Consider the following 24,679-nt stretch of genomic DNA (forward strand, 5'->3'; position numbering starts at 1 on the left):
CGCAAATCATTAGAATAAAAATCCACTTATAAAAAAACAGATCAACCCAATTGATCTGTTTATATTTCATTATCATTATTCAGTTACAACTATTCTTCTTTTTTCAATTGCTCAATTTCATTTTTCAGCTGAGAGATAATATCTTTTAATGCTTTTATTTCGTTTTTATTAGAGTTTACATTACTTCTCAATATTACGTTTTTTGCTCTTTCATTGTGATCTTCTTCTTCCTCTTCTTCATTAATCTCTTCAATGTCTTCCTGGATATCTTCTATATCCTCATTGATCTCTTCAATGTCTTCGCTGATTTCTTCGATATCCTCACTGATCTCTTCGATATCTTCCTGAATGTCTTCAATATCTTCACTGATCTCTTCAATATCTTCCTGGATATCTTCAATTTTCTCGTGACTTTTATTAACCGACATTTGGATAAAAATAGCCAGATAAATAGCTTCCAGAGAAAGCACTGTAGTAAGAATCAGAAGCATCTTATCAAAATCCACTATATGCAGCATTGGAAGCAAAAACGAAGTAAGAAACAGCAAAGTATGTACAATCAGAGACTGAATAGACCCTATCCATGATGTAATACTATCCGCTATTTTTTCAAGAACTTCTGTTTTTTCGTTATATTTTTTCATCCTTTATATTTTTATAACAGTTCTTTGGTTACCCCTAATCCAAACAATGCAAAATCATATTTTGCAGGATCTGCTTCATCAAATTTTCTAATGGCAGCATCCAGTTCTTCTACCGTTTTCCAGTCATTCTGTGTTCTGGAAACCAATCCCAATTTTCTGGAAATATTTCCGGTATGCACATCCAAAGGAATGGAAAGGTTTTTCTGATCTATATTTTTCCAAATTCCAAAATCTACCCCCCGCTTATCTTTACGCACCATCCACCTCAGAAACATAATAATCCTTTTGGCAGAAGAGTTTTTGTAAGGCGAACTGATGTGTTTATGACTTCTGTGTTTTTCTGTTTCTAGAAATCCATTCCTGAATCGTTCTATAGCGTGGAGAAAATTATTCTCCGGCTCTTTTACTTCAAACAGACTTTCCAGGCTTTCATTTTCTTTATAAATCCTGTTGAACTGTTTGATGAAATAGGAAAAGTCCTGTCCATTGAAAGTTCTGTGAATGCTTTTATCCTGAATAGCTTCCAGATCTTTTTCTGAATAATTCATCACAAAATCATAGGGAGAATTTCCCATAATATCAAGCATCTTATCCGCAGAATTAATGATTGATTTTCTGTTTCCCCAGGAAATTGTGGCTGCCAGAAATCCTGCAATTTCAATATCCTGTTTTAAAGAAAAACGATGAGGAATCTGTATGGGATCATTTTCAATAAAATCAGGAGTATTATACTGATCTGCTTTTTCGTTGAGAAAATCTCTGAGTTCTTCAAATTTCAGCATATTCATTCTAAATCTTTACACTTTCCAAAGCTTTTGGTAAAAATGTATTGGGGAAAATATTTCTTGCTTCATCAGTAAACACAGTCAGATCAGCATATCTGTTGGAAAAATGTCCTAAAATTAATTTTTCAACCTGAGCTTTCTGGGCAATCGTTGCCGCCTCCAATGCCGTAGTATGTCCTGTATAATCAGCCATTTCCTTCAAATCATGTAAAAATGTTGATTCATGATAGAGAACGGTAACATTTTTAATAATCGGAATCACACTTTCAAGGTAACGCGTATCGCTGCAAAATGCGTAGGATACCGGCGGAGCAGGTTCAAGAGTCAGAATTTCGTTTTTAAGAACATAGCCATCACTCAATACAAAATCTTTTCCTGCTTTTATATTGTGATAATCACAGGTTTCAATCTCACTGTATTTGGCAATTTCTTTCATATTAAGATGTCTGTCTTTCGGCTTTTCCTTAAAAAGGTAACCGTTACAGTAAATCCTGTGATCCAGCGGAATAGTATATACCTCTACTCTGTTGTCTTCATATATTTTTTCGGAATAATCTTTATCCAGTTCATGGTATACCACTTCAAAACCGCGGTGTGTTTCCGTAATCTGGAAAATGGTTTCCAGCATCTTCTTAATACCTTTCGGACCATAAACATGCAGCGGGGTATCTCTTCCTAAAAGACGGAAAGAAGCAATAAGTCCCGGAAGCCCAAAACAATGATCCCCATGAAGATGGGAGATAAAAATATGATTGATTTTTGAAAATCTTGCTTTTGCTTTTCTCAGCTGTACCTGTGTACCTTCTCCACAATCAATAAGGAAGAGCCTTTCTTCCATTTCCAGCAGCTGAGCTGTGGGTGATGTATTGATAGTCGGAATTGCTGAGTTGAAGCCTAATATTGTTAAATAAGTACTCAAATCAATAATTTATTATAACAAATGTACGACAGAAAATCTAAATGGGTAGTTCACCCTGATATTTAAACTTAATCAGTCACTTTTAAAAAATCCATAAATAAATCTAAGGCCTGCTTACGGTGGCTGATTTTGTTTTTGTCTTCCGGATCCATTTCTGCAAAGGTTTTTTCATATCCTACCGGAACAAAAATAGGATCATACCCGAACCCTTTGAAACCTTTATTTTCTGTCAGTAAATTTCCGTGAACTCTTCCTTCAAAATATTGCGCTCCGTTTTCATCATAGTAGCACAGAACAGTAACGAAATAAGCCTTTCTATTTTCAATTCCTTGCATTTCCTCCAGCACCTTCTCAATATTTTTCGCAAAATCGTGATCTCCGGCGTAACGTGCAGAGAAGATGCCAGGTCTTCCATCCAAAGATTCTACTACAAGTCCGCTATCATCTCCCAAACTTGGAACACCTGTTTTTTCGAAGCAGTATTTTGCCTTGATCAGGGCATTGGCATGAAAAGAGTCTCCATCTTCCACAATTTCTTCGTGAATATGATAATCGGTAAGACTTTTCACAACGCAATCACTTCCCAGGATCTGTTGAATTTCTTCTTTTTTATGTTCGTTGTGTGTAGCTACTAATAATTCCATTTCTATATTCATTTTCAATTTTACTTTTTTAACCTGGTTACTTACATTTCAGCATAATGCACTTTATACTTTTTCATAAAAAGATAATAGAATAAAGAGAAAAGTATAATTCCTACAGCCAGTACAAGCCATTCTGAAACATTAAGAACTTTTGCAAAACTTTCATCTTTACCATAAAGTACCAACAGCGACAGGGTTAAATTATTAAACGCATGCAGCAGTATGGGCATTAGTAAAGATTTTGTTTTATGATATACCAATCCCAGCACACAGCCCAGCATCACTGCACTGATAAACTGCCATGGATTTCCGTGAACCACTCCAAAAATAATGGAAGCATACAAAATTGCTTTCCAGGGTTTTACTCCTTTATTAATCAATCCTTTCTGGATAATCCCTCTGAATATAATCTCCTCAAAAATCGGAGCCATGATTACGGTCATGATAATCATTACCACCGGATTATCTGTCAGCTGGCTCATCAACTGGGTAAAATATTCATAAAAATCACCAAAGAAAGGTCCTGTAGTAGGAATCTGAGCGGCAATAAATTCAGAAATAAACATCATTCCCGCCATCATTGGAAAAATAAGGAGATAGGTAGAGAAGTTAACGGATGATAAGTTGAAGTTAAGCTTCTTTTGGGTAGTGCGCCTTACGATGAAAAAATCAAAAAAGGCAATAGCAGTAAGGAATCCTACAGAATTTGCAACCATAAGGAACCAGTCTTTCAATTCTATATTTTCCCTGAAAACAACTTTCCAAAAAGTGCTGAATAAAGAAACAGCCATTGTTCCTACAAATAATCCAACCACCAAAACAACACCGCCAAACCATGTGAACGTAAACTTCGGATATTTGCTATTTTCCATCCTTTCTCTGTAAAAGTTTATTAGAAACAAAGATAATTTTTTTGAATGCTACAGGCAACTAAAAAAGGAATTTCTTATTTATTTAATGACGTTATAACGGTCATTTGTAAACCGGTCCCAAACTCTACTATCCCCCCACTCCCTATACTGATAAGCATTGTTGTAATTTAAATTTGAAAACCTCGCAAAAAATCCCGATTTTTGCAACTTCAAAATACGATATGTCAGACTTAATCAAAGAAATACAAAAAAGAAAGACCTTCGGGATTATTTCCCACCCGGATGCCGGAAAAACAACTCTTACGGAAAAGCTGCTTCTTTTCGGTGGTGCTATTCAGGAAGCGGGTGCGGTAAAATCCAACAAAATAAAAAAAGGGGCTACCTCCGACTTTATGGAAATCGAAAGACAGAGAGGGATCTCTGTAGCAACTTCCGTATTGGCTTTTGAATATAGAGACCACAAAATCAACATCCTGGATACTCCGGGTCACAAAGACTTTGCTGAAGATACCTACAGAACTTTAACGGCTGTGGATTCTGTGATCGTTGTTATTGACGTTGCAAAAGGGGTTGAGGAACAGACTGAGAAACTTGTTAAGGTTTGCAGAATGAGAAACATTCCTATGTTGGTTTTCATCAATAAATTGGACCGTGAAGGGAAAGATGCTTTCGATCTTTTGGATGAGGTAGAACAAAAATTAGGACTAACAGTTTGTCCGCTTTCTTTACCAATTGGCATGGGGAGTGATTTCCAGGGGATTTATAACATCTGGGAAAACAATATTCAGTTATTCTTAGAGGAGAAAAAACAGAAAGTTGGAGATTCTATCAAGTTTGATGACATCAATGATACTTCTATTGATGAAGTGATTGGTGAAAAAGCAGCCAAAACTTTAAGAGAAGAACTTGATCTTATTCAATCTGTTTATCCTGAATTTAATCGTGATGATTATATGAAAGGTGATCTTCAGCCTGTATTCTTCGGTTCAGCTTTAAATAACTTCGGAGTACGTGAATTACTGGATGCTTTCATTGACATTGCTCCAATGCCGCAGCCAAAAGAAAGTGATACGCGTCTTGTAAAACCTGAAGAAAGCACTTTCACAGGATTTGTTTTCAAAATCCATGCGAATATGGACCCTAAACACAGAGACAGACTTGCTTTCGTGAAGATTGTTTCAGGGACATTCAAGAGAAATGAGAACTATTTATTGGTAAGAGAGGGTAAAAAAATGAAATTCTCTTCTCCTAACGCATTCTTTGCAGATAAAAAAGAGGTAGTGGAAGAAAGTTTCCCTGGTGATATCGTAGGTTTACATGATACCGGAAGTTTCAGAATCGGAGATACACTTACAGGAGGAGAAAAATTGAGCTTCAAAGGTATTCCTAGTTTCTCTCCTGAACATTTCCGCTATATCAACAACAACGATCCGTTGAAAGCTAAGCAATTGGCAAAAGGTATTGACCAGCTGATGGATGAAGGGGTTGCACAGCTATTTACGCTTGAAATGAACGGAAGGAAAATTATCGGAACTGTAGGAGCACTTCAGTATGAGGTTATCCAATACCGTCTGGAACATGAATATGGTGCAAAATGTACTTATGAGCCTCTATCTATGCACAAAGCATGTTGGGTAGAAGCAGATGAAAAATCTGAAGAATTCAAAGAATTTGCAAGATTAAAGCAAAGATTCCTGGCAAGAGATAAATACAATCAACTGGTATTTCTTGCAGACTCATCTTTCACCATTCATATGACACAGGAGAAATTCCCGAATGTGAAATTACATTTCATCAGTGAGTTCCAGGAACACTAATTAAAAGACAAAATTGCTTACAATATAGATCCGTAGAAGTTTTCTGCGGATTTTTTTATTATGTATTTTCAAAACCACCCCGTCAAAAATTCGTTGAATTTTTGCCACCCCTCCAGAGGAGGGGAATTTTTAGGTTACTGAACTAATATTTGGCGGAATGACAAAGTGTATGGATAAATTTATCGCTCTGTTTGTCATTCCGCAGGAATCTAATCTAATAAAACTTTGTTATTAAACACTCCAAGAACACATATCCTACTCTTTTAGTATCCTAAACAGGGAAAACTACTTTGTAAATCTTTTGTAAAACAAATACAAAACACTGAAAATAAAACAGTTATCACTTTACCAGCACAATACATTCTATTTACAATCTTTACAAGAACTTCCCTCCTAATTTTACTTCATCAAAAAAATTAATGTTATGAAAAAGTTCATATTACTTATTGCTATATCAGGCACCTTCATTATGTGTAAAAAAGGAGAAGCTGCACAAAATAAAATCAATGAAGTTATTAATACAGCCGACAGTACTGCTACTGCTGCTACAGAAACCATTGACAACGCAGGTAAAACAGCAAACCAGATCATGGATTCTGCCAGTATTAAAATAAAAGATTTTGAGAGTACTAAAAACGACATCCAGCAAAAAATAGAAAACACCTCGAAGATAGTGGATTCCTTATCTGAGAAAATAGCCACTACAAAACTGGAATCCAAATTAGAGAAAAAAGATTCTGCTGAAAAACCATCTGAAAAAATAGCAGTAAAAACTCCGGCTCCAAAGGTGATTAAAGAAACCAAAATCATTTATAAAGACAAGCCTAAAAATGACAGTTATGAACTGAATATGCCAAAAGATAAAATGGTAAAATCAGGGTATCTTGTTATAAAAGCGGAGAATGCAGAAACGGTGAAGGAAATCATCAGAGAAGAGGCCCAAAAAAACAACGGCTACATCAAAAGTGAAAATCTTTCTTATGTAGAATCTGCCAGGCCTTATGGAGAGAATCAAAAGACATACAACCTTGATATCAAAGTTCCAATCCAGCATTTTGATGGTTTAATGGATGCCATCAACAATAATGTTGGAGACATAGATACTAAGGATATTCAGGTTTCAGGGCGTAATTATACAGACAATACAATCTGTACGATCAATGTAAATATCAGTGATAAAGCTCAAACAGAAAAGGAACCTAAAACTTTCGGTGGAAAATCATTGGCAGCCATTGAATCAGGCTGGGAGGTAATCACTTCTATTTTCCTCTTTATTCTTCCGTTATGGCCTTTATTTCTTATTGCCGGTATTGGATATTACTTTTACAAAAAGAAAAATAAAAATATTCCTCATAACGACTCTCACTAAGTTTAAAATCCATCTTCAGGGTGGATTTTTAATGTTTTTTTAATGAGGTTTAGAATTGAAGTTCAATTCTAATGTCTAATTTTATCAAATATTCAGTAAAACAGTTTGCTTATCTGGAAAATTCCTCTTAACTTTAAATAGAAGCAAAATGTAATGAATCTTTGTTGTCAAACAAGATTCAAAATAAGTTTGGAAATTTTTATTTCATATATTAATATTTTGTGATTTGGTGTAAAATAAGGCCCTCAGATTGAGAGCCTTATTTGTTTTATTTCATATTCACTACTTTGTCTACGACAAACTTTGTATTTCCTCTCCATGGAAGAGCACCATTGTATTCTTTGTAATGCAGATCAAAGGTTTTACCGCTGTTGGTTTCCAATTGTTTGAAAATCTCAGGATCATCTACAGAAAACTCAAACTCATAGCTTGTAATTGTTCCTGTTTTTCCTCTCCCGAAGCCTTCCTGAATCAGCTTACCTTCATAGGTTTTGAAGATATAACCTTTTTTCATAGCATAGTTCAGGTATCCGGATTTCACCCCTTCTCCGAAAACAAAATAGTACTTATACCAGACAAATACACCTAGTAACAACAGTACAACACCGAGGATGATCCACAAAGATTTTTTCATAGGTAGTGTGTTTTATAAAATGTTATTTTGAGATACTTCTTGAGATCACAATTTTCTGAATTTCAGAAGTTCCTTCGTAGATCTGAGTGATTTTTGCATCTCTCATTAATCTTTCTACATGGTATTCTTTCACGTATCCGTATCCACCATGGATCTGTACTGCTTCAATAGTAGTATCCATTGCTACCTGAGAAGAGTAAAGTTTCGCCATAGCTCCGCTTTCAGAGATATCTTTTCCTGCATCTTTTTCACATGCCGCTTTGAAACATAACATTCTTGCCGCTGTGATCTGAGTTGCCATATCAGCCAATTTGAATGCAATAGCCTGGTGGTTAATGATCTCAGTTTTGAAAGCTTTTCTTGTTTTAGCATATTTCAATGCCAGTTCGTAAGCTCCTGAAGCAATACCTAAAGCCTGAGAAGCAATACCGATTCTTCCTCCGTTCAATACAGCCATTGCAAAGTTGAACCCGAATCCATCAGCACCAATTCTGTTTTCTTTTGGAACTTTTACGTTATTAAAGATCAAAGAGTGTGTATCACTTCCTCTGATTCCTAATTTGTCTTCTTTCAATCCGATTTCAAATCCTTCCCATCCTCTTTCTACGATGAAAGCATTGATCCCTTTGTGTTTTTTCTCAGGGTCTGTTTGTGCAATTACGATATAATAAGTAGCTGTTCCACCATTGGTGATCCAGTTTTTGATTCCGTTTAAAAGATAATAATCTCCTTTGTCTTCAGCAGTTGTTTTCTGAGAAGTAGCATCAGAACCAGCTTCAGGCTCAGATAATGCAAATGCTCCTATTACCTGCCCGCTAGCCAATGGAGTAAGATATTTTACTTTCTGTTCTTCAGAAGCAAATTTTTCAAGACCGGCACAAACCAATGAGTTATTTACAGACATTACAACAGCTGCAGAAGCATCCACTTTTGCAATCTCCTCCATTGCCAGCACGTAAGAAACGCTGTCCATACCTGCTCCTCCGTATTGTGGATCTACCATCATTCCTAAAAGGCCCATTTCTCCCATTTTTTTCACCTGTTCTGCAGGGAATTTCTGGTCACGGTCTCTTTCAATCACTCCAGGTAATAGTTCGTTCTGTGCAAAATCTCTTGCTGCCTGCTGAATCATCAGCTGTTCTTCCGATAAATTAAAGTCCATAAAAAAAATAATTAGATAGCCGTAAATTTACACTTTTTAAGCAAATCTGAAAAAATAAATTAAAGACAGGAAAAACGCACAGAAAAAGGGAGTTGAAACAGATTCTAAGGTTCAAAGTGCCCACAAATGACATCCCGGTTCACCAATCGGGAACACCATCCAATTCAGGAGGGAAAGTAAAAACAGCAGGTTAAGGTATACCGGATCTGTAATGAGCCCTCGGAACCACCCTTTAAAGGCTTCCAGCCCTTTTTTTGATTCAATATATTATGGCAAGCATTTAACTAATTCCTAATTATTACATTCCTATGTTTTCAATTAAAAAAAATGCTTATATTTAAATTTCTTTATAAATTATTTAAAAAATCATGACGATCAAGAGATTATTCGATATTCCGCACTACGCTTTAGAAAAATATCCGAAAACGGATATGTTTGTAACTAAGTATCAGGGTGAGTGGAAAAAAACTTCTACACAGGAGTTTATTAATGAGGGAAATAAGATATCCAGAGGGTTACTGAAGCTGGGCATAAAACCGGGTGATAAAATCGCTTTGATTACTACCAATTCCCGTACTGAATGGGCAATTATGGACTTTGGTCTTTCTCAGATCGGAGTTGTTTCTGTACCTGTTTATCCGAGCATTTCACCTGAAGATTACGAATTTATCTTCAACAATGCTGAAATTCAGTACTGTTTTGTTTCTGACAAAGAGCTGTTGACTAAGGTAATGAAAGTAAAACATAATATCCCAAGTCTACAGGGAATATTTACTTTCGACAACATCAGCGGTGCTGCCAACTGGAGAGAAATTCTGGATCTGGGTAAAGATGAATCTACACAAATTGAAGTAGACGACCTTTCCAATGCCATCAATACAGAGGATCTTGCGACTATTATTTATACTTCTGGAACTACCGGAAGACCTAAAGGAGTAATGCTTACCCACAATAATATTGTTTCAAACGTATTGGGTGCTATTCCAAGAATTCCAAAGAAAAAGAGCTTGGATTATAAGGAAACAAGAGCATTAAGCTTCCTGCCAATCTGCCATATCTTTGAAAGGATGCTTTTCTATCTCTATCAATACAACGGTTTTTCTCTTTATTTTGCTGAAAGCATCGAGAAAATGGGGGAAAACGTGAAAGAAGTGAAGCCCCATTATATGACTGTAGTCCCAAGGTTGGTAGAAAAGGTATATGATAAAATTTACAATACGGGATCTTCTGCCGGAGGATTAAAATCAAAAATATTCTTCTGGGCTTTGAATCTGATCAGCAAGAAAAAAGTAATCTCGAAACCATCCGGACTTCAGGAAATCATTGCAGACAAACTGGTATTTTCCAAATGGAGAGAAGGTTTAGGCGGTGAAATTGTGACATTGGTTTCAGGATCTGCGGCATTATCTACAAGACTTAACTTAATGTTCCAAAATGCAGGAATTCCAATTTTGGAAGGTTATGGTTTAACAGAAACTTCCCCGGTAATTTCCGTAAACAGCTTTGAGAAAATGAAGGTAGGAACGGTAGGTATTCCATTGGATAATTTAAAAGTAAAGATCCAGGAAGATGGTGAAATTACAGTAAAAGGACCATCTGTTTTCAAAGGGTATTTTCAAAATGAAGAGATGACCAAAGAAGCCTTTACGGAAGATGGGTTTTTCAAAACCGGAGATATCGGACATATTGATAGTGACGGGTTTTTACAGATCACTGACCGTAAGAAAGAAATGTTCAAAACTTCTGGTGGAAAATATATTGCCCCACAGACGATTGAAAATTTAGCAAAAGCTTCTAAGTTCATAGAACAGATCATGGTTGTAGGTGATGGTGAAAAAATGCCATGTGCTTTGGTACAGCCTGATTTTGAATTTGCAAAAAGCTGGGCTATGAGAAATAATCTGAATATAGGCTCTACACCAGAAGAGATTGCAAAAAGTACTGAGCTGAAGCAAAGGATTGAAAAGGAAATCGAAGGAATCAACGAACATCTTGGAAACTGGGAAAAAATTAAAAAGATTGAGCTTACTCCTGAAGTATGGAGCATTGAAAGCGGATTGCTTACTCCAACTTTAAAACTAAAAAGAAAGGCAGTAAAAGAGAAGTTTATTGCTTTGTATAATAAGATGTATGATCATCATGAGTAAATAATATCAACCGCTTCATTTTGAGGCGGTTTTTTTCTGTTTTGGCTAAAGCCAATAGGAAGATTTATTTTTTTAGTTAAACGGGCTAAAGCCCGTTTCTATTGATTCACCACCATTGATTTTTTTAATCTAATTATAGCACAACCTTTGTCATTCCGTAGGAATCCATACTATAATCAAAAAGTAGAGTTGAGATTTTTGCGGAATGACAAAGACACCGCAAAAAATACATTATGCTAAAAGTTTAAACGGGCTAAGCCTGTTCCTATTACATATACACAAAAAAAGCTGTTTCATTTCTGAAACAGCTTTTGTATTGTTTTAAAATCAATAATTAGAATTTAATTACAGATTTCATTCTTTCGTTTTCTTCCATTACCAGTTCGTCATCAACAAGGATTTTCCCTGAATGCTCATCAATAATAATTTTCTTTCTCTGAGCAATTTCCATTTGCTTTTGAGGCGGAATGGTGAAGAAAGATCCTTTTGGAGCTCCTCTTTCTAATCCTACTACTGCAAGACCGTTAATAGAATTTGTTCTGATTCTGTTGTAAGAAGCCAATAATCTCTCATCGATTTTACCTGCATATTCTTTAGATTGCTCTAAAAGATATTCTTCTTCTTTCTGAGTTTCAGAGATAAGACCATCTAATTCTTCTTTCTTGAATTTCAAGTGGCTTTTCAAATCGTCGATCTTAGTATTCAGTTCACTTAAAGTTTCGTTTTTGTGAGCAATTTTCACTCCGAATTCTTTAATTCTTTTTTCAGCAAGCTGAATTTCCAGATCCTGGAATTCCATTTCCTTTCCTAATGCTTCAAACTCTTTATTGTTTCTTACATTATCCTGCTGAGATTTGTACTTCTCAATTAAAGTTTTAGCATGGTTAATAACTTCATGCTTTGTTTTGATCTGATCGTCCTGATCTTTGATATCAGCATGAAATTTTTCAGCTCTTTTTTCAAGACCTTCAATCTCGATTTCAAGATCTTCAACTTCAATTGGCAATTCTCCTCTAGTATTTCGGATTTCATCCAATCTTGAATCAATGATCTGTAAATCGTATAAAGCTCTTAATTTTTCTTCAACTGAAATATCGTTGGTTTTTGCCATATTTAAATGAAATAATTTACTGGGTTTGTTTTTTCAATAGATTTTGAAATTGCAAATGTACTAAATTTTTGTGATAAAATTTCAAATAATTGTTGGGTAACAAATTGTTCCGATTCATAATGGCCAATATCACAAATCAGCATTTTAGACTCAGCTAAAAAATAGTCGTGATATTTAAGATCTCCGGTAAGATAAGCATCACATTTCCTGGAAGCAGCAGATCTTATTCCACTCGCTCCGGAACCTCCCAGAACCCCTACTCTTTTGATTTTTTTATTGTTAAATGAAGAATGTTTTATCACCTCAAGACCAAACTTTTCTTTTACAAACCCCAGGAAATCTTTTTCATCCATTTCTTCTTCCAGGTCACCATACATTCCCAGTCCGGCATGATGGTTTTTATTATCCAGGCTGTATATTTGGTGAGCTACTTCTTCGTAAGGATGTGCGGCTTTCATCGCTCCTACAATCTGACCTTGTTTAAAGCCTTCAAAAATTACAGAGATCATATCTTCATCTGCATTTTCACGAATGCCCTGCTGTCCTGAGAATGGATTTGAACCCTCTACCGGTCTGAATGTTCCGTTACCATTGACCGTAAAACTGCATTCGTCATAGAAACCTATATTTCCTGCTCCTGCTGAAAACATAGCTTCTTTTACTTTTTCGGAATGCTCTTTCGGAACAAAAACCGTCAGCTGTTTTAAATTATTTTCTTTCGGCTGAAGAATTTTCATATTCTTTAATCCCAACTGACTGCAAATTCCATAATTAACCCCAAAGAAATCATTATCAAATGCTGTATGAATGGCATAGATCGCCACTTTATTTTCGATAGCTTTTAAAACAGCTCTTTCTACATAATTTTTCCCTGTTAAAGATTTGAGTCCGGAAAATATAATCGGATGGAAACATACAATAAGATTGCAGTTTCTTTCAATAGCTTCATCTACAACATTTTCCAAAGCATCATGACAAACCAGAATCCCAGATACATCACGATCATAAACACCACACAACAGACCTACATTATCAAAATCTTCTGCCTGTCTGATACTTATTTCCTCTTCAATCTTTGCAATTACAGTTTTTAGCTTCATTAATTTATATTTTACAGTTACAGCGAAGATATTAATTTTACTAAAAATCCAAAGCATATTTCTGATTCAATAAAAAACCGGCTTTCATCGGCCGGTTTGAATTTGATATTAAAAAAATAAATAGACACTGTTAATCTTTGAAAAGCGATACTCTTGTAAAGGATTCCATTACCACACTACAGTTGATATCGGCTTCCATAAAAAGCTGATAACCTCTTCCCGGATCAAGACTCGCAGGATCTGCAATGGTATAGAAATAGAACGTAAGGATGTTACCTGATCCACTTGAACCACTTGGCAGCAACTGGATAGAGTTAATTTCAAAACCGGAATCAGGGTTTTTAAAAGTAGCTTTTACGGATCCTGAAGAGTTGGACCCCGGAGTAATCGTAGCGATAGCCCTCCAGACATGGACCTGTCCGTTAATTTCATTCTCCCTCCATTTACCCGTAGCAGCAACATAAATATTGGATGTAACTCCCGGAAATGGAACTGTGGTTTCCGGCCAGCTTGTAGTAGGACTTGCTGCAAAGACTAGCGGTGTGGCATAAAGCACCTGTTGTCTTGGGCCATACCCGCTTCCTGCTGCACTTAAACTGAATGAAGGTTTTACATTTGCGTTTCCAGAATTTATTTTAACGACACCGTCGTTACCAGCCTGAGAAGATGTGGGAACAAAAAGCTGTCTCCAGAGGGTACCATCCCAATACTGGAAGTTATTCGTTGTCGTATTAAAAATAAGTGTTCCTGCAGTAAGGTTAGCATTCGCAACACCTGCAGGCGGTACTGTGGAAGCGTTATTATCTGCCAGGTATGTATCCCGGTCAGTATCAGTAAGACGAGGAATGAGAATCCCTTTCTGGTTGGAGACTATATCCAGTACTGCAGCACCATTGGGTGTTGAAGTATTAATCCCAACCTGAGCATGTACAAAACTGCTTATGAAAAACAGAATAAACAAGGTTAAAATTTTTCTCATGATATAAAGCTTTTGTTGGATAAAATTACAAACTTGAGTTAGTATTATGTTAAAAAATAAATTTTTATATGTGATATTTTATTCGTATTTTGTATGTTATAATATATTGAAAATCATTAAATTAAATGTTAATAATTCACTTTTTAATGATAGAAATACTTTTAACATTTGCAGGATTCTTTTAACAATCATATCTTTACCCTATACTTTATAGAAATTACTAACTTCGCTGTGAAATAACCTATATAAATGGAAAGAGAACATAATCTTGTTCCTGAGGACAAACTTTGGAAAAGATTCCTTTACCGGATCATTTATCGTTCCGATACCAGGCTCGGAAAACTGTTTGATATCATCTTATTATCTTTAATTCTTGCAAGTACTGCTATCATTATGATGGAAAGTGTACCTCAGCTTGATAAAAGGTTTCATTATACCTTCCTGATTCTGGAATGGGTGATTTCAATTTTCTTCACTCTTGAGTATTCTATGCGTATTGCAGTGGTAAAAAATAAACGAAATTATATTTTCAGTTTTTTCGGAGTTATAGATTTTCTTGCACTGGTTCCTTTTTTCCTTAGCTTTTTCTTTCCTATCACTAAGTATTTCCTGATTTTCAGAATGCTGAGAATGTTGAGGATTTTCAGGATTTTCAACTTACTGGATTTTATGAATGACGGCTACCTTATTGTAAGGGCTCTGAAAAACAGTTCGAGAAAAATTTACATCTTCCTTTTATTTCTGATTATATTCTCCGTGATTGTAGGATCACTGATGTTTATGGTGGAAGGCGGGCGGCAGGGATTTGAAACCATCCCACAATCTATCTATTGGGCGGTGGTTACCGTAACTACTGTAGGATATGGTGATGTATCCCCAATCACACCTTTAGGAAAGTTTTTTGCAGTTGTTCTAATGCTGGCCGGTTATTCTATTATTGCAGTTCCTACCGGTATTGTAACGGCAGAAATGAGAAACAAGAGACAAAACCTGGAACTGATCTGTGAACGCTGTGGTAACGAAGATATTGATGATGATGCAAGGTATTGCAAGAAATGTGGCAAGAAATTAGCTTGATATTGAATATCAATATAATTTATTCACCAAATACCAGAAAATCATGGAACCAAAAAAGAAAAACAAACCGAATAGTCTAGTGATCATTCTTTTTGCACTGGTGGTGCTGATGATCATCGTCTACTTTATATTAGTAATGTTCTTCCCTACTGTTTTTGACCTTATGAATAAGGGAGAGATACAACCGATACCCAACAAATGATGAGTAATGAGCGATGGGGAAATAATTTATAATCAACTAGAACTTTAGTACAAAATAAAAAAGATGAGTGAAATATTTCGCTCATCTTTCTTTTGATCCATTGATTGTCAATGTCATTATAATAAAAAGGACGGATCATCACTGACCCGTCTCTTTCTTTTTATTTAAATGATAAATTATTTTTTAATGGCTTTAATGGTCTGCTTAGATCCGTCTTTCATTTCTAAAGTTACTAAGTAAACGCCCTGCATTAAGTCTCTTAAATGTATTGTAGATTCAGGGTTTGCAATAGTTTTCACTAATCTTCCTGCAACATCCGTTACTGATACATTTTTCACATTTTTCACATCAGAAATATTTAATACATCCGTAAATGGATTAGGATATACTTTGATACTGTTTTTCGCTGCAGAAACTTCAGATGTTGCCAGATTCGCATTGCTGATGCTTATATCATCTACATACAGATTAAACTGGTCTGCATCTGAATAGGCATTAAATCCAAAGAAATACACTCCGGTAACAGGAACTGTAAACGTTATAGACTCTGTATGAGCCATTTCATCGTTGATTGAAGGATAATCTGCCACTGAATTTGTCATCGCAGATTCAACCGGTGAAGTTCCGTAAGCTACTTTTAGTTTTTCAGCATAGGTTGATGAATTATTCCCATATTTATAGCTGATTGTATACTGTACTCCTGCTGTCAGATTCAATCCTTGGGTAAAGAACCATGCATTGGCAGCATTGGAAGAATTATAATGATACCTTAGCACATTGGTGGTAAATCCCTGGCTATCAGAAGGTGGGTCTGAAGTTTCCCAGTCGTTCCCCGATCCCATATTGGTATTCATCGTACAACCAGGAAGATCCGGAGTAGTAACACTCTCAAAATCTACAAGATAAGGAAGGTTCGCACTTGAACATAATGTAGTAAATGTAACAGGATCGCTCCATGCACTTTTGCTTGTTGCACTACATGCGGATCTCACCCATACATAGTAGACAGTGTCAGGTGCTAAACCTGGAATGTTATAAGTAATTGCTGTAACTCCTGTGAAATTTGGTGTACTTGCCGCTGTAGGAGCTGTATTGGTTGTGCTGTAATAAATGTCATATCCGTTTGCAGGTACGGGAGTGGCAGCCGTCCAGGAAACCGTAGCTCCTCCGGCAGTAATATTTGAGATAGCCAGAGCAGTTGGCTCACTACAAGCAGGTGCGACATCTACATTAATATCATCTACATACAGCTTGTTCATGTTAGCATCAGAATATGCCTGGAATCCAATATAATATACACCTGTAGTTGTTGGTGTAAAGTTCACAAAAGCACTTGTTGCAGTACTGGTAACTACATTCGGGTGATCTGCCAGTGCATTGGTCATTCCTGCACCTGTGGCTGAAGTTCCGTAGGCTACTTTTAATTTTTCAGCATATACAAATCCTTCTGCATTTGCATATTTATATTTGACTCTGTAAGTAACTCCTGCTGTAAGGTTGATTCCATTAGTGAAAAACCAGGTATCAGCATTATTGGCATAGTCATAAGAATACTTAAGAACATTTCCTGTAAATCCTTGAGCGTCCAGATCGCCAGTTTCCCACATATTTCCTGACCCATCATTCACTACTGAAGTACAATTCGGCAGATCAGGAGGAGTTACACTCTCGAAATCCAGTGCGTATGGCACACCTACAGAAACACAAGCTGTCATAAATGTTGCCATTTGAGACCATGCACTCTTATCTGTAGTACTGCATGCAGAACGTACCCATACGTGGTAAACAGTTGCCGGAGCAAGTGTAGACAAATTAGCCGTTAAAGCATTACTGGTTCCGGAAACTACAGTAGCCGCTGTAGGATATGTATTGGATGTTGAGTAATAATATTCATAGCCGCTGCCCGGAGCAGAAGCTGGTGCCGTCCACGCAATCTGAGCTGTATTTGTGGTAACTGCTGAAACCGTTAAACCGGTTGGAGCAAAGCAGGTAGGAACCGCTCCTATTACAACTGTATAATCATGTGCTTCTCCATAGCCAGATATATTGCAGGGGATAGGATCACTGGAGAATCTATCTCCTACTCTCATCCTGTAAGTACCCGGAGTTACGGTAGAAGGAATTGTTATAAGCCCTGAAGTAATATTGTTTGCTCCTACAAGGGTACTGCTTGCTGAAGCTACAAGCTCTGGAGCTGCATCATCAAAAGTTCCGTCATTATTAAAATCTATCCAGATCCGTACATTCTGATCACTATAACCATGTTTAACGCTAAAATCATAGTTTAAACCTGCATTAAGGTTAATTGTCATAGAAGTAAAATCTCCATACGAATCAACAGAACAGCCTGTATCTGCATGATCAAATCCGGCGCCCGGAATGGTAAAAGAGTCTATCATATCCCCTCCACTACATCCGCTAGCAAATGCCGGCGTACAGTAAGTCTGTGCGGAAGATAAAAAGCCAGTTATTAAAAAACCAACGAGTAAAAAGTTTTTCATATAAATCAGTATTAGTTACTCAAATCTAGTGAAAATCAGCAACAAAAAAAATATTTTTTTCATCATATAACAACAAATACCACTTTTCTTTTAACATAAGGCAATTCCGTAAAAAAAAGAGCGACTGCCCAAATTGAGCAGTCGCTTTTTTTATTTTTTTAAGAATTTATTTATCTTTTAATTGCTTTAACGGTTTGTTTAGATCCGTCTTTCATATTCAAAACAACTAAATACAATCCTTCTTTCAGATCTCTCAATTGAAGTTCAGAAGAAGGTTTTTCAATTGTTTTAATCAGTCTTCCGGTAGAATCCAGAATGGAAACTGATTTTACTTTATCTGGTTTTGCAATATTCAGTACGTTTGTAAATGGGTTTGGATACACTTCTATACTTTCCGTATTTTGGGAAACCTCAGAAGTACCAAGACTGGTTACTTTTTCTATAGTAATAGTAAAAATACCTTCTACTGTATCGGTATAGTAATCCCGATCTCCAATATTTATATAATAAACGGTTCCCGCAACAGTTGGCAAATCCATAATAACTGGGCTTGAACCAGTAAAATCTACTCTTTTTACACACGTCAAGTTTCCACAACTTCCTTTATATGCACCAATACCAAAATTAAATCTGCTATTTAAAGGTCTTGAAACTGTAATCTTATGCAGAAAACCATCACCCACGAAAGTAAACCATGTTCCGTCATTCATTGCAGAATTGCAAGAGTTTATAAATCCGTTATTATTGGTAGTATGCTCAGCATCAATCTGCGTATAAGTATATGGGAAATTTGAAACCGACAAAGCACCAGTACAATCATCATTAACAGGAGGCTGCAATGTTCCTACACATATATTGAATTTGACAGCAATACCAATACCTGTACTGTATGCCCTTATATAATAGGTTTCACCCGCAATCAATCCTGAAACATTATTAATATAACTAGAACTATTAACGCTTCCACCACATTTTACACTTGTTAAAGCCCCGCAGCTACCTTTGAAAACCTCAAATCGTATATCTTGTTGTGTACCACTCACTCCAACATCGATAATATTTTTAAAACTAATTCTGTGGCTGGTTCCTGTGGCAACAAATTTAAACCAAACATCATTCTGAACCCCGATTCCGGCACACGAAGCTGCTGGTAACATCGCTGAAACTGTTGCTCCCAAAGTACTTCCTTCAAGTCCCCCGACACAGGTCAAATCCGGATTAACGACCAAAGAGACCGCATTTGCACATTCGTCATTTGCTGGAAGCGGTGTCAAATCTTTTGTAATACATAAATCAAAATTGAAACCCGATTGGGGTGTTCCTTGTACATCAAATACTCTGAGATAATAAGTTTCTCCCACCGTAAAACCAGTAACAAGTCCAACAGCCCCTCCTATTCCTACACATACAGGATTAGCACAACTGCCACCAAGCACATTAAAATTTAATCCTCCCAAAGAGTTTGGTTCTCCCACAGCAACTTTATTAATCAATTTAATGATATGCTTGGTATCGGTTGCTATAAATTTATACCACACATCATATCTGGAGAAATTGTCACAAGATACAGCAGACTTCGTTGATGATAAAGTCGTTCCGGAAGTAACATTGATACAATCCATCCCAGAATTCACAGGAACACTTATAGCATTGATACAATTATCATTGGATGGCGGCGGTGGAACTGTTCCTACACATATATCAAATTTATGAGATGAATAGCCTGATCCACTAAATACTCTTATATAATAGGTCTCTCCTACAGTAAGGTTATTAACAACAGAAACAGGACAGGATGCACTTGTCACATAACCACATCCAGAACCAGAACATAATATACTTGTCAAATTACCACAATCACCTTTTAAAACCTGAAAATAAACATACCCACCTCCTAATGGTACAGAGGTTACCTCCTTAAGATTAACTGTATGCGTAGAAGAAGTAGCTGTAAACTTATACCATACGTCACCAGTACTCGTACTACATGATGATGCAGGAGACGATACAGTTGACATCACAGTAGTTCCAGAAGTAAAGTCAATACAATTCAGATCTGGATTTACAGGCAGAGTTATAGCATTCATACACTCATCATTGGAGGGTATACCCGGCACTGTTGTAAATTTCTGATTAACACAACCGGAAGACTCTCCTACCGGCCCTACTGCTGTTATTTTAAGATAATAAACTGTACTTGCCAAAAGTGGAGATAACGGAGTAAAGTTTGTTGTCGTTACCGACTGTTGATTAACAATATCTGTTCCTCCTGGAGTTGTTCCGACAGAAACTTTATAACTTGTAGCTCCCTGTACAGCAACCCACGTAAAATTAGGAAGAACCGGTACAGACGAAGCATTGTTTGCAGGATAACTGATGATCGGACAATCCGGTAATGGATTAGGAACTAACCCCATAAGACTCACCACAGGCTTATAAGGTAAAAAATGGCCAATTGGAGGATTGGCAGGGTCCGGATTAACAGTATTACTCTCAGTATAAAGAGCCTGCTCCATAGTATTATACACAAAAAACGGATTATTTGAATTAGAATTAAATCCATTTTCATCTACTGCAACAACCAAATTTCTTGCATTATCATATGGGAAAGGGGTCGTAAATGTCACCTCTACAACTCCGTTTACATTTGTCACTGTACCTGAATAAACTTGTGTCATTTCTGCAACAGGAATCCAGCCTGTCTGATAATCTAAGGAGTTTTTTGTGGTGTGCCCCAAATACACTACCCAGTTTGATAAATATGCAGGGTTTGCAGAAGACGTTAAGTAAAATTTAAGCCCGGTAATATTCCCGGCTGTATCAGCATTGATTTCTTGTTTTGTATAAATCTGCTGAGAATAAGAGAAGGTAAAACCACTATTGACCGGAGCATTACCCGTGTCTGTACTTCCTGCGCCTAATTTGATTTGAGCACTTAGTACAATACTCACCATCAGTAAGCATAAAAATAAGATTTTCTTCATGTATAAGTTTTTGGTTATTAATACGTCTACGAATTTACAATAATTTAAAACACTTTTTCAGAATGTTTAAAAATAAAAAAACGACAGCTGTTTAGCTGTCGTTTCATGTTATATAATTAATACATTTTATCTTTTAATCGCTTTAATCGTTTGCTTAGATCCATCTTTCATATTCAATACTACTAAATACATTCCTTGTTTCAGATCTCCCAGGTGAAGCGTAGAAGAAGGATTGTCAATAGTCTTCACTATTCTTCCCGCAACATCAACTACAGAAGCAGATTTTACTTTAGAAGCATCTGAAATATTCAGATCGTCTACAAATGGATTAGGGTAAGCTTTAATTTCATTGTTTTTCTTTTCAACTTCAGCTGTTGCAAGCCCTGAACATCCTTGTGTAACAGAAATGCTATAATTACCAATTCTAGATGCAGCATATCCTGTAAGTAATACATAATAAGTAGTACCCGCAACTCCTGTAAATGTTAATGTCGGAGCATTATAAAGAGTATTGGCACAACCGGCATCAGCATATCCTACACCTGAACTGTTGCTGAAACAAGTAAGTGAACCACAGGTACCTGTATACACTCTTAAATAGGCGTCATATTGTGTACCACAAGCATCAATAGTAATAGGACCATTTTCAGTAGCTTTTACGGTATACCAAACACCTTTATAAGATGCCGTGCTTCCAGAACTACCACATGTTGAAGCAGGAAGTGTTTCATCCCCGGCAAGAGCATTAACACCCTGAGCAGTTCCATTACAAGCCAGAGCAATAGCTGTATCACAAGTATCATTAATTACAGGTGAAGGAGTGGTTACAGCAATCTGGAAATTGGATGTTGTAGTTGCAGTACTTGTAGAAGAATACACTCTAACATAATACGTTTGTCCTACTACAAGGTTTTGCAATAATACACTGGAATTTCCATAAGCACCATCAAAACAAGTCATAGCTGTTAAAGCTCCACATGTTCCAGAATAGATCTGTGTACTTGTCGCATTATCAGTATATAAAACATGTACAAGATGTGTTGCACCTGTTGCAGTAAATGAATACCAAACATCATCATTGATACCTGATGCACTACATGTAGGTGCTGTAACTCCTGAACTCTGAGTAGCACTCACAGTAGAACCATTCACAGCATTCACAAAAGCATCTGTACTGCTTACAGAAAGAGATGTAGCGTTTGCACAATCATCATTTGCAGGCGGCGGCGGAGGTGTACCAATACAGATATTGAAACTATTAGCATATAGTGTACTACCATTTGTATTGGAATTATAAACCCTCACATAATAAGTCTGCCCTGGAGTAAGACCAGTAAGCGGTGTATTTACTGCCGTACCACATTTAATACTCGTCAAAGTACCACAAGCCCCACTGAAAACCTGAGTATATACACTCGTTGATGTAGAAGTTCCAACCGCTGTAACGTTTGAAAGCAATACTACATGATCAGTACCTGTAGCTGTAAATTTGTACCAAACATCATCATCTGCTGTTCCTGTACACGGACTTACCGCCAATCCTGAATTAGTTGCACTTAAAGTTGTTCCGGATACCGGTGAAGCACATGTAAGTGTTGGGCTCACAGATAAAGAAACAGCAGCAGAACACTCATCATTAGCAGGAGCTGCAGGAAGCGTTCCCATACAGATATCAAAAGAGTTTGCATAGAAACTTGCCCCTGAATTAGAATCATAAGTGTATACTCTTACATAATAAGTCTGACCTGCAGTAAGACCCGTTAAGTTTGTAAAGTTTGTATTTGAACTGATACAATTAGTACTTACCAAAGCGCCACAAGCGCCACTAAATACCTGGGCATACAAAGATGTTGTAGAAACATTTCCTACAGAAACTATATTTTTCAGCTGGAAAGTATGACCTGTTGATGTTGCAGTAAATTTATACCAAACATCATCGTCAGCTGTTCCTGAACAAGAACCAAGAGCAACTCCCGAACTTGTTCCTCCCAATGTAGTCCCTGCTGTAACACTAGCACAACCCATATCAGGGTTAATAGTAATAGCCACCGCGTTTGCACAGTCGTCATTAGCTGGTGGTGCCGGTGGTGTACTTACACAGATGTTGAAACTTGCATTGGCAGTAACAGTAGATGAATAAGTATATACTCTGATATAATACGTCTGACCCGGAGTAAGACCGGTAACAATATTAGTATCAGCATCAGAACACAGCATACTTGTCATAGTACCACAGCTTCCTGATAATACCTGGAAATACATATCTGAAATCCCTGTTGTAGTTCCCGTAGAAGTTACATTAGAGATCGCTATAACATGACTTGCAGCTGTTGCAGTAAATTTATACCAAACATCATCATTTGGACTTCCGTTGCAAGCACCGGCAGCCATAGATTCTGTAGCCCCCAATGTATTACCAGGAGTTGTAGCAGTACAAGCCAAAGAAGGATTTACTGTTAAATTTATAGCATCTGAACAGTTATCATTTGCCGGAGGTACAACAGTAGTTGTGAAATTTCTTTCAGTACAACCTGTTGATACAACACCGCCATTATAAGCTGTAATAGTATAATAATACTGTGTTGTAGGGTTCAGCTGCTGTGCAGGAGTAAGGGTGTAAGTAGTAACGTTACCCATATTAAAATTACTCAAAACATTGGATGAACCTGCAGATGTTCCAATACTTAAGTTGTATCCCAACGCTCCACTTACTGCAGGCCAGGAAAAAGTAGTCAACACAGGTAAACCAACCTGAGCAGCTGTAGGCGCACTCACAGACGGGCATCCCAAAGTAGCCATTGTAGTGAAAGATCTTTCTGTACATGCAGCAGAAACTCCGGTAGAATTGGCAGCATATACTGTATAATAATACTGAGTATCAAAACTCAAAGAATTCGTTAAAGTATAGGAAGTTACATTTCCTACATCCTGCATGTTCATCACGTTGGTGGCACCCGGCGTTGTTCCGACGCTGATCTTATATGATGATGCAGAGCTTGCAACAGCCCAGCTAATGGTAGGCAATACCGAAACGCCCGTTGCAGCAGCGGCAGGTGCAGAAACAGCAGGACAAGCCGGAACTCCCGGAGTAAGCCCTAATAAATTTGTAATAGATTTCGTTGTTGTTCTTGTTCCCGTAGGTGGCGAAGCCGGATCCGGATTGGTTGTATCGCTTCTATAATACAAAGTTGAATTGGAAGCTCCTGTAAAAGTATAGAACCTGTTTGAAGTTGCTGTATAATCTGTAGTATTCTCATCAACAGCAACAACAAGGTTATCCGTATTATTATAAGTAAAAGGTGTGGTAAAGTTTACAGTCACTTCTCCTCCGGAAGCACTTACTGTCCCCGAAAACACCTGAGACAAACCAGATGTAGGAATCCAGTCTGTAGTACTGGAAAAAGATGTTTTAGTAGTATGGCCTACATACACTACCCAATCTACTGATTTTGTAATATCAGCATTATTTGGTAAATAAAACTTCATTCCGGTGATATTCCCCGCAGCGTTAGCATTAATTTCACTTTTAGTAAAAATCTGCTGCGTGTAGTTGTATCCGTAGTTGACATCAATAGGAACATATCCGCCCTGGGTAGTCCCGCTTCCCAGCATTATCTGGGCATTGGTAATGGAAGCTATTAAAAATAGACTTAATAGTAGTAATTTCTTCATAAATAGTTAATAATAAAAGTTAGGGCGATAAATGTATAAATATTAATTTAAATTTTAACT

The 24,679-nt window shown here is 36.8% G+C and carries 17 protein-coding genes; 4 read left to right on the top strand and 13 right to left on the bottom strand.

All coding sequences use genetic code 11. The features are described from left to right. Positions 1-89: 89 nt before the first annotated feature. The 5 genes from SFA27_RS15940 to SFA27_RS15960 all read right to left on the bottom strand — a co-directional run bounded on the left by SFA27_RS15940 (position 90) and on the right by SFA27_RS15960 (position 3,864). Entirely contained in the window at positions 90-644 is a 555-nt protein-coding gene (locus SFA27_RS15940) for a DUF1003 domain-containing protein (protein ID WP_047377002.1), read from the bottom strand. A gap of 11 nt (positions 645-655) precedes the next feature. After that, complete coding sequence (locus SFA27_RS15945) at positions 656-1,426, bottom strand: TIGR02757 family protein (protein WP_407298176.1); 771 nt, start codon at positions 1,424-1,426, stop codon at positions 656-658. Positions 1,427-1,433: 7 nt separating this feature from the next. Further along, entirely contained in the window at positions 1,434-2,348 is a 915-nt protein-coding gene (locus SFA27_RS15950; RefSeq protein ID WP_264518480.1) for a ribonuclease Z, read from the bottom strand. A gap of 68 nt (positions 2,349-2,416) precedes the next feature. Further along, positions 2,417-2,992: an RdgB/HAM1 family non-canonical purine NTP pyrophosphatase gene (gene rdgB, locus SFA27_RS15955; protein WP_407293451.1), complete on the bottom strand. Its 576-nt coding sequence runs from the start codon at positions 2,990-2,992 to the stop codon at positions 2,417-2,419. Between the two features lie 41 nt (positions 2,993-3,033). Next, entirely contained in the window at positions 3,034-3,864 is an 831-nt protein-coding gene (locus SFA27_RS15960; protein ID WP_264518481.1) for a CPBP family intramembrane glutamic endopeptidase, read from the bottom strand. A 221-nt stretch (positions 3,865-4,085) separates the two neighbouring features. Here SFA27_RS15960 and SFA27_RS15965 point away from each other — a divergent pair, with 221 nt between their 5' ends. Next, positions 4,086-5,681, top strand: coding sequence for a peptide chain release factor 3 (locus tag SFA27_RS15965; RefSeq protein WP_047377005.1), 1,596 nt, complete (start codon positions 4,086-4,088; stop codon positions 5,679-5,681). A 424-nt stretch (positions 5,682-6,105) separates the two neighbouring features. After that, the gene (locus tag SFA27_RS15970) at positions 6,106-7,050 is read left to right on the top strand and encodes a DUF4349 domain-containing protein (RefSeq protein ID WP_407293454.1); all 945 of its coding nucleotides are present in this window, start codon (positions 6,106-6,108) and stop codon (positions 7,048-7,050) included. A gap of 268 nt (positions 7,051-7,318) precedes the next feature. On the opposite strand, the gene SFA27_RS15975 is transcribed toward SFA27_RS15970, so the two are convergent. Together SFA27_RS15975 and SFA27_RS15980 are read right to left on the bottom strand one after the other, a co-directional pair. After that, entirely contained in the window at positions 7,319-7,684 is a 366-nt protein-coding gene (locus SFA27_RS15975; RefSeq protein WP_047377007.1) for a hypothetical protein, read from the bottom strand. Between the two features lie 22 nt (positions 7,685-7,706). Then, the gene (locus SFA27_RS15980) at positions 7,707-8,846 is read right to left on the bottom strand and encodes an acyl-CoA dehydrogenase family protein (RefSeq protein ID WP_407293457.1); all 1,140 of its coding nucleotides are present in this window, start codon (positions 8,844-8,846) and stop codon (positions 7,707-7,709) included. Between the two features lie 368 nt (positions 8,847-9,214). Between SFA27_RS15980 and SFA27_RS15985 the strand changes: the two genes are divergently transcribed. Beyond that, entirely contained in the window at positions 9,215-10,993 is a 1,779-nt protein-coding gene (locus tag SFA27_RS15985; protein ID WP_047377009.1) for a long-chain fatty acid--CoA ligase, read from the top strand. Positions 10,994-11,327: 334 nt separating this feature from the next. Here SFA27_RS15985 and SFA27_RS15990 read toward each other — a convergent pair whose 3' ends face one another. The 3 genes from SFA27_RS15990 to SFA27_RS16000 form a co-directional block, all read right to left on the bottom strand. Continuing rightward, positions 11,328-12,104 (bottom strand): zinc ribbon domain-containing protein, encoded by a 777-nt coding sequence (locus tag SFA27_RS15990; protein WP_047377010.1) that lies wholly within the window; start codon positions 12,102-12,104, stop codon positions 11,328-11,330. Between the two features lie 2 nt (positions 12,105-12,106). Next, positions 12,107-13,204, bottom strand: coding sequence for a Nif3-like dinuclear metal center hexameric protein (locus SFA27_RS15995; RefSeq protein WP_047377196.1), 1,098 nt, complete (start codon positions 13,202-13,204; stop codon positions 12,107-12,109). Positions 13,205-13,334: 130 nt separating this feature from the next. Further along, entirely contained in the window at positions 13,335-14,183 is an 849-nt protein-coding gene (locus SFA27_RS16000) for a hypothetical protein (RefSeq protein ID WP_407293461.1), read from the bottom strand. Positions 14,184-14,432: 249 nt separating this feature from the next. Here SFA27_RS16000 and SFA27_RS16005 point away from each other — a divergent pair, with 249 nt between their 5' ends. After that, a complete protein-coding gene (locus tag SFA27_RS16005; protein ID WP_047377013.1) occupies positions 14,433-15,260 on the top strand; it encodes an ion transporter in 828 nt (275 codons plus the stop codon). A 378-nt stretch (positions 15,261-15,638) separates the two neighbouring features. Here the strand turns inward: SFA27_RS16005 and SFA27_RS16010 are convergent, their stop codons facing one another. The 3 genes from SFA27_RS16010 to SFA27_RS16020 form a co-directional block, all read right to left on the bottom strand. Beyond that, on the bottom strand, positions 15,639-17,963 hold the full coding sequence (locus SFA27_RS16010) for a GEVED domain-containing protein (protein ID WP_407293464.1): 2,325 nt from the start codon (positions 17,961-17,963) through the stop codon (positions 15,639-15,641). A gap of 170 nt (positions 17,964-18,133) precedes the next feature. Beyond that, positions 18,134-20,947, bottom strand: a complete 2,814-nt coding sequence (locus SFA27_RS16015; protein ID WP_407293467.1) for a T9SS type A sorting domain-containing protein — start codon at positions 20,945-20,947, stop codon at positions 18,134-18,136. 126 nt (positions 20,948-21,073) lie between these two features. Beyond that, the gene (locus SFA27_RS16020; protein ID WP_407293470.1) at positions 21,074-24,619 is read right to left on the bottom strand and encodes a T9SS type A sorting domain-containing protein; all 3,546 of its coding nucleotides are present in this window, start codon (positions 24,617-24,619) and stop codon (positions 21,074-21,076) included. Between the last annotated feature and the right edge of the window lie 60 nt (positions 24,620-24,679).

It is taken from the genome of Chryseobacterium sp. HR92 (assembly GCF_045689405.1).
Taxonomy (GTDB): Bacteria; Bacteroidota; Bacteroidia; order Flavobacteriales; family Weeksellaceae; genus Chryseobacterium; species Chryseobacterium viscerum_A.

What these genes read in the sequence shown, in the direction of transcription:
- SFA27_RS15940 (WP_047377002.1), bottom strand. Translation starts at nt 644, where the DNA reads ATGAAAAAATATAACGAAAAAACAGAAGTTCTTGAAAAAATAGCGGAT.
- SFA27_RS15945 (WP_407298176.1), bottom strand. Translation starts at nt 1,426, where the DNA reads ATGCTGAAATTTGAAGAACTCAGAGATTTTCTCAACGAAAAAGCAGAT.
- rdgB (WP_407293451.1), bottom strand. Translation starts at nt 2,992, where the DNA reads ATGGAATTATTAGTAGCTACACACAACGAACATAAAAAAGAAGAAATT.
- SFA27_RS15960 (WP_264518481.1), bottom strand. Translation starts at nt 3,864, where the DNA reads ATGGAAAATAGCAAATATCCGAAGTTTACGTTCACATGGTTTGGCGGT.
- SFA27_RS15965 (WP_047377005.1), top strand. Translation starts at nt 4,086, where the DNA reads ATGTCAGACTTAATCAAAGAAATACAAAAAAGAAAGACCTTCGGGATT.
- SFA27_RS15970 (WP_407293454.1), top strand. Translation starts at nt 6,106, where the DNA reads ATGAAAAAGTTCATATTACTTATTGCTATATCAGGCACCTTCATTATG.
- SFA27_RS15975 (WP_047377007.1), bottom strand. Translation starts at nt 7,684, where the DNA reads ATGAAAAAATCTTTGTGGATCATCCTCGGTGTTGTACTGTTGTTACTA.
- SFA27_RS15980 (WP_407293457.1), bottom strand. Translation starts at nt 8,846, where the DNA reads ATGGACTTTAATTTATCGGAAGAACAGCTGATGATTCAGCAGGCAGCA.
- SFA27_RS15985 (WP_047377009.1), top strand. Translation starts at nt 9,215, where the DNA reads ATGACGATCAAGAGATTATTCGATATTCCGCACTACGCTTTAGAAAAA.
- SFA27_RS15990 (WP_047377010.1), bottom strand. Translation starts at nt 12,104, where the DNA reads ATGGCAAAAACCAACGATATTTCAGTTGAAGAAAAATTAAGAGCTTTA.
- SFA27_RS15995 (WP_047377196.1), bottom strand. Translation starts at nt 13,204, where the DNA reads ATGAAGCTAAAAACTGTAATTGCAAAGATTGAAGAGGAAATAAGTATC.
- SFA27_RS16000 (WP_407293461.1), bottom strand. Translation starts at nt 14,183, where the DNA reads ATGAGAAAAATTTTAACCTTGTTTATTCTGTTTTTCATAAGCAGTTTT.
- SFA27_RS16005 (WP_047377013.1), top strand. Translation starts at nt 14,433, where the DNA reads ATGGAAAGAGAACATAATCTTGTTCCTGAGGACAAACTTTGGAAAAGA.
- SFA27_RS16010 (WP_407293464.1), bottom strand. Translation starts at nt 17,963, where the DNA reads ATGAAAAACTTTTTACTCGTTGGTTTTTTAATAACTGGCTTTTTATCT.
- SFA27_RS16015 (WP_407293467.1), bottom strand. Translation starts at nt 20,947, where the DNA reads ATGAAGAAAATCTTATTTTTATGCTTACTGATGGTGAGTATTGTACTA.
- SFA27_RS16020 (WP_407293470.1), bottom strand. Translation starts at nt 24,619, where the DNA reads ATGAAGAAATTACTACTATTAAGTCTATTTTTAATAGCTTCCATTACC.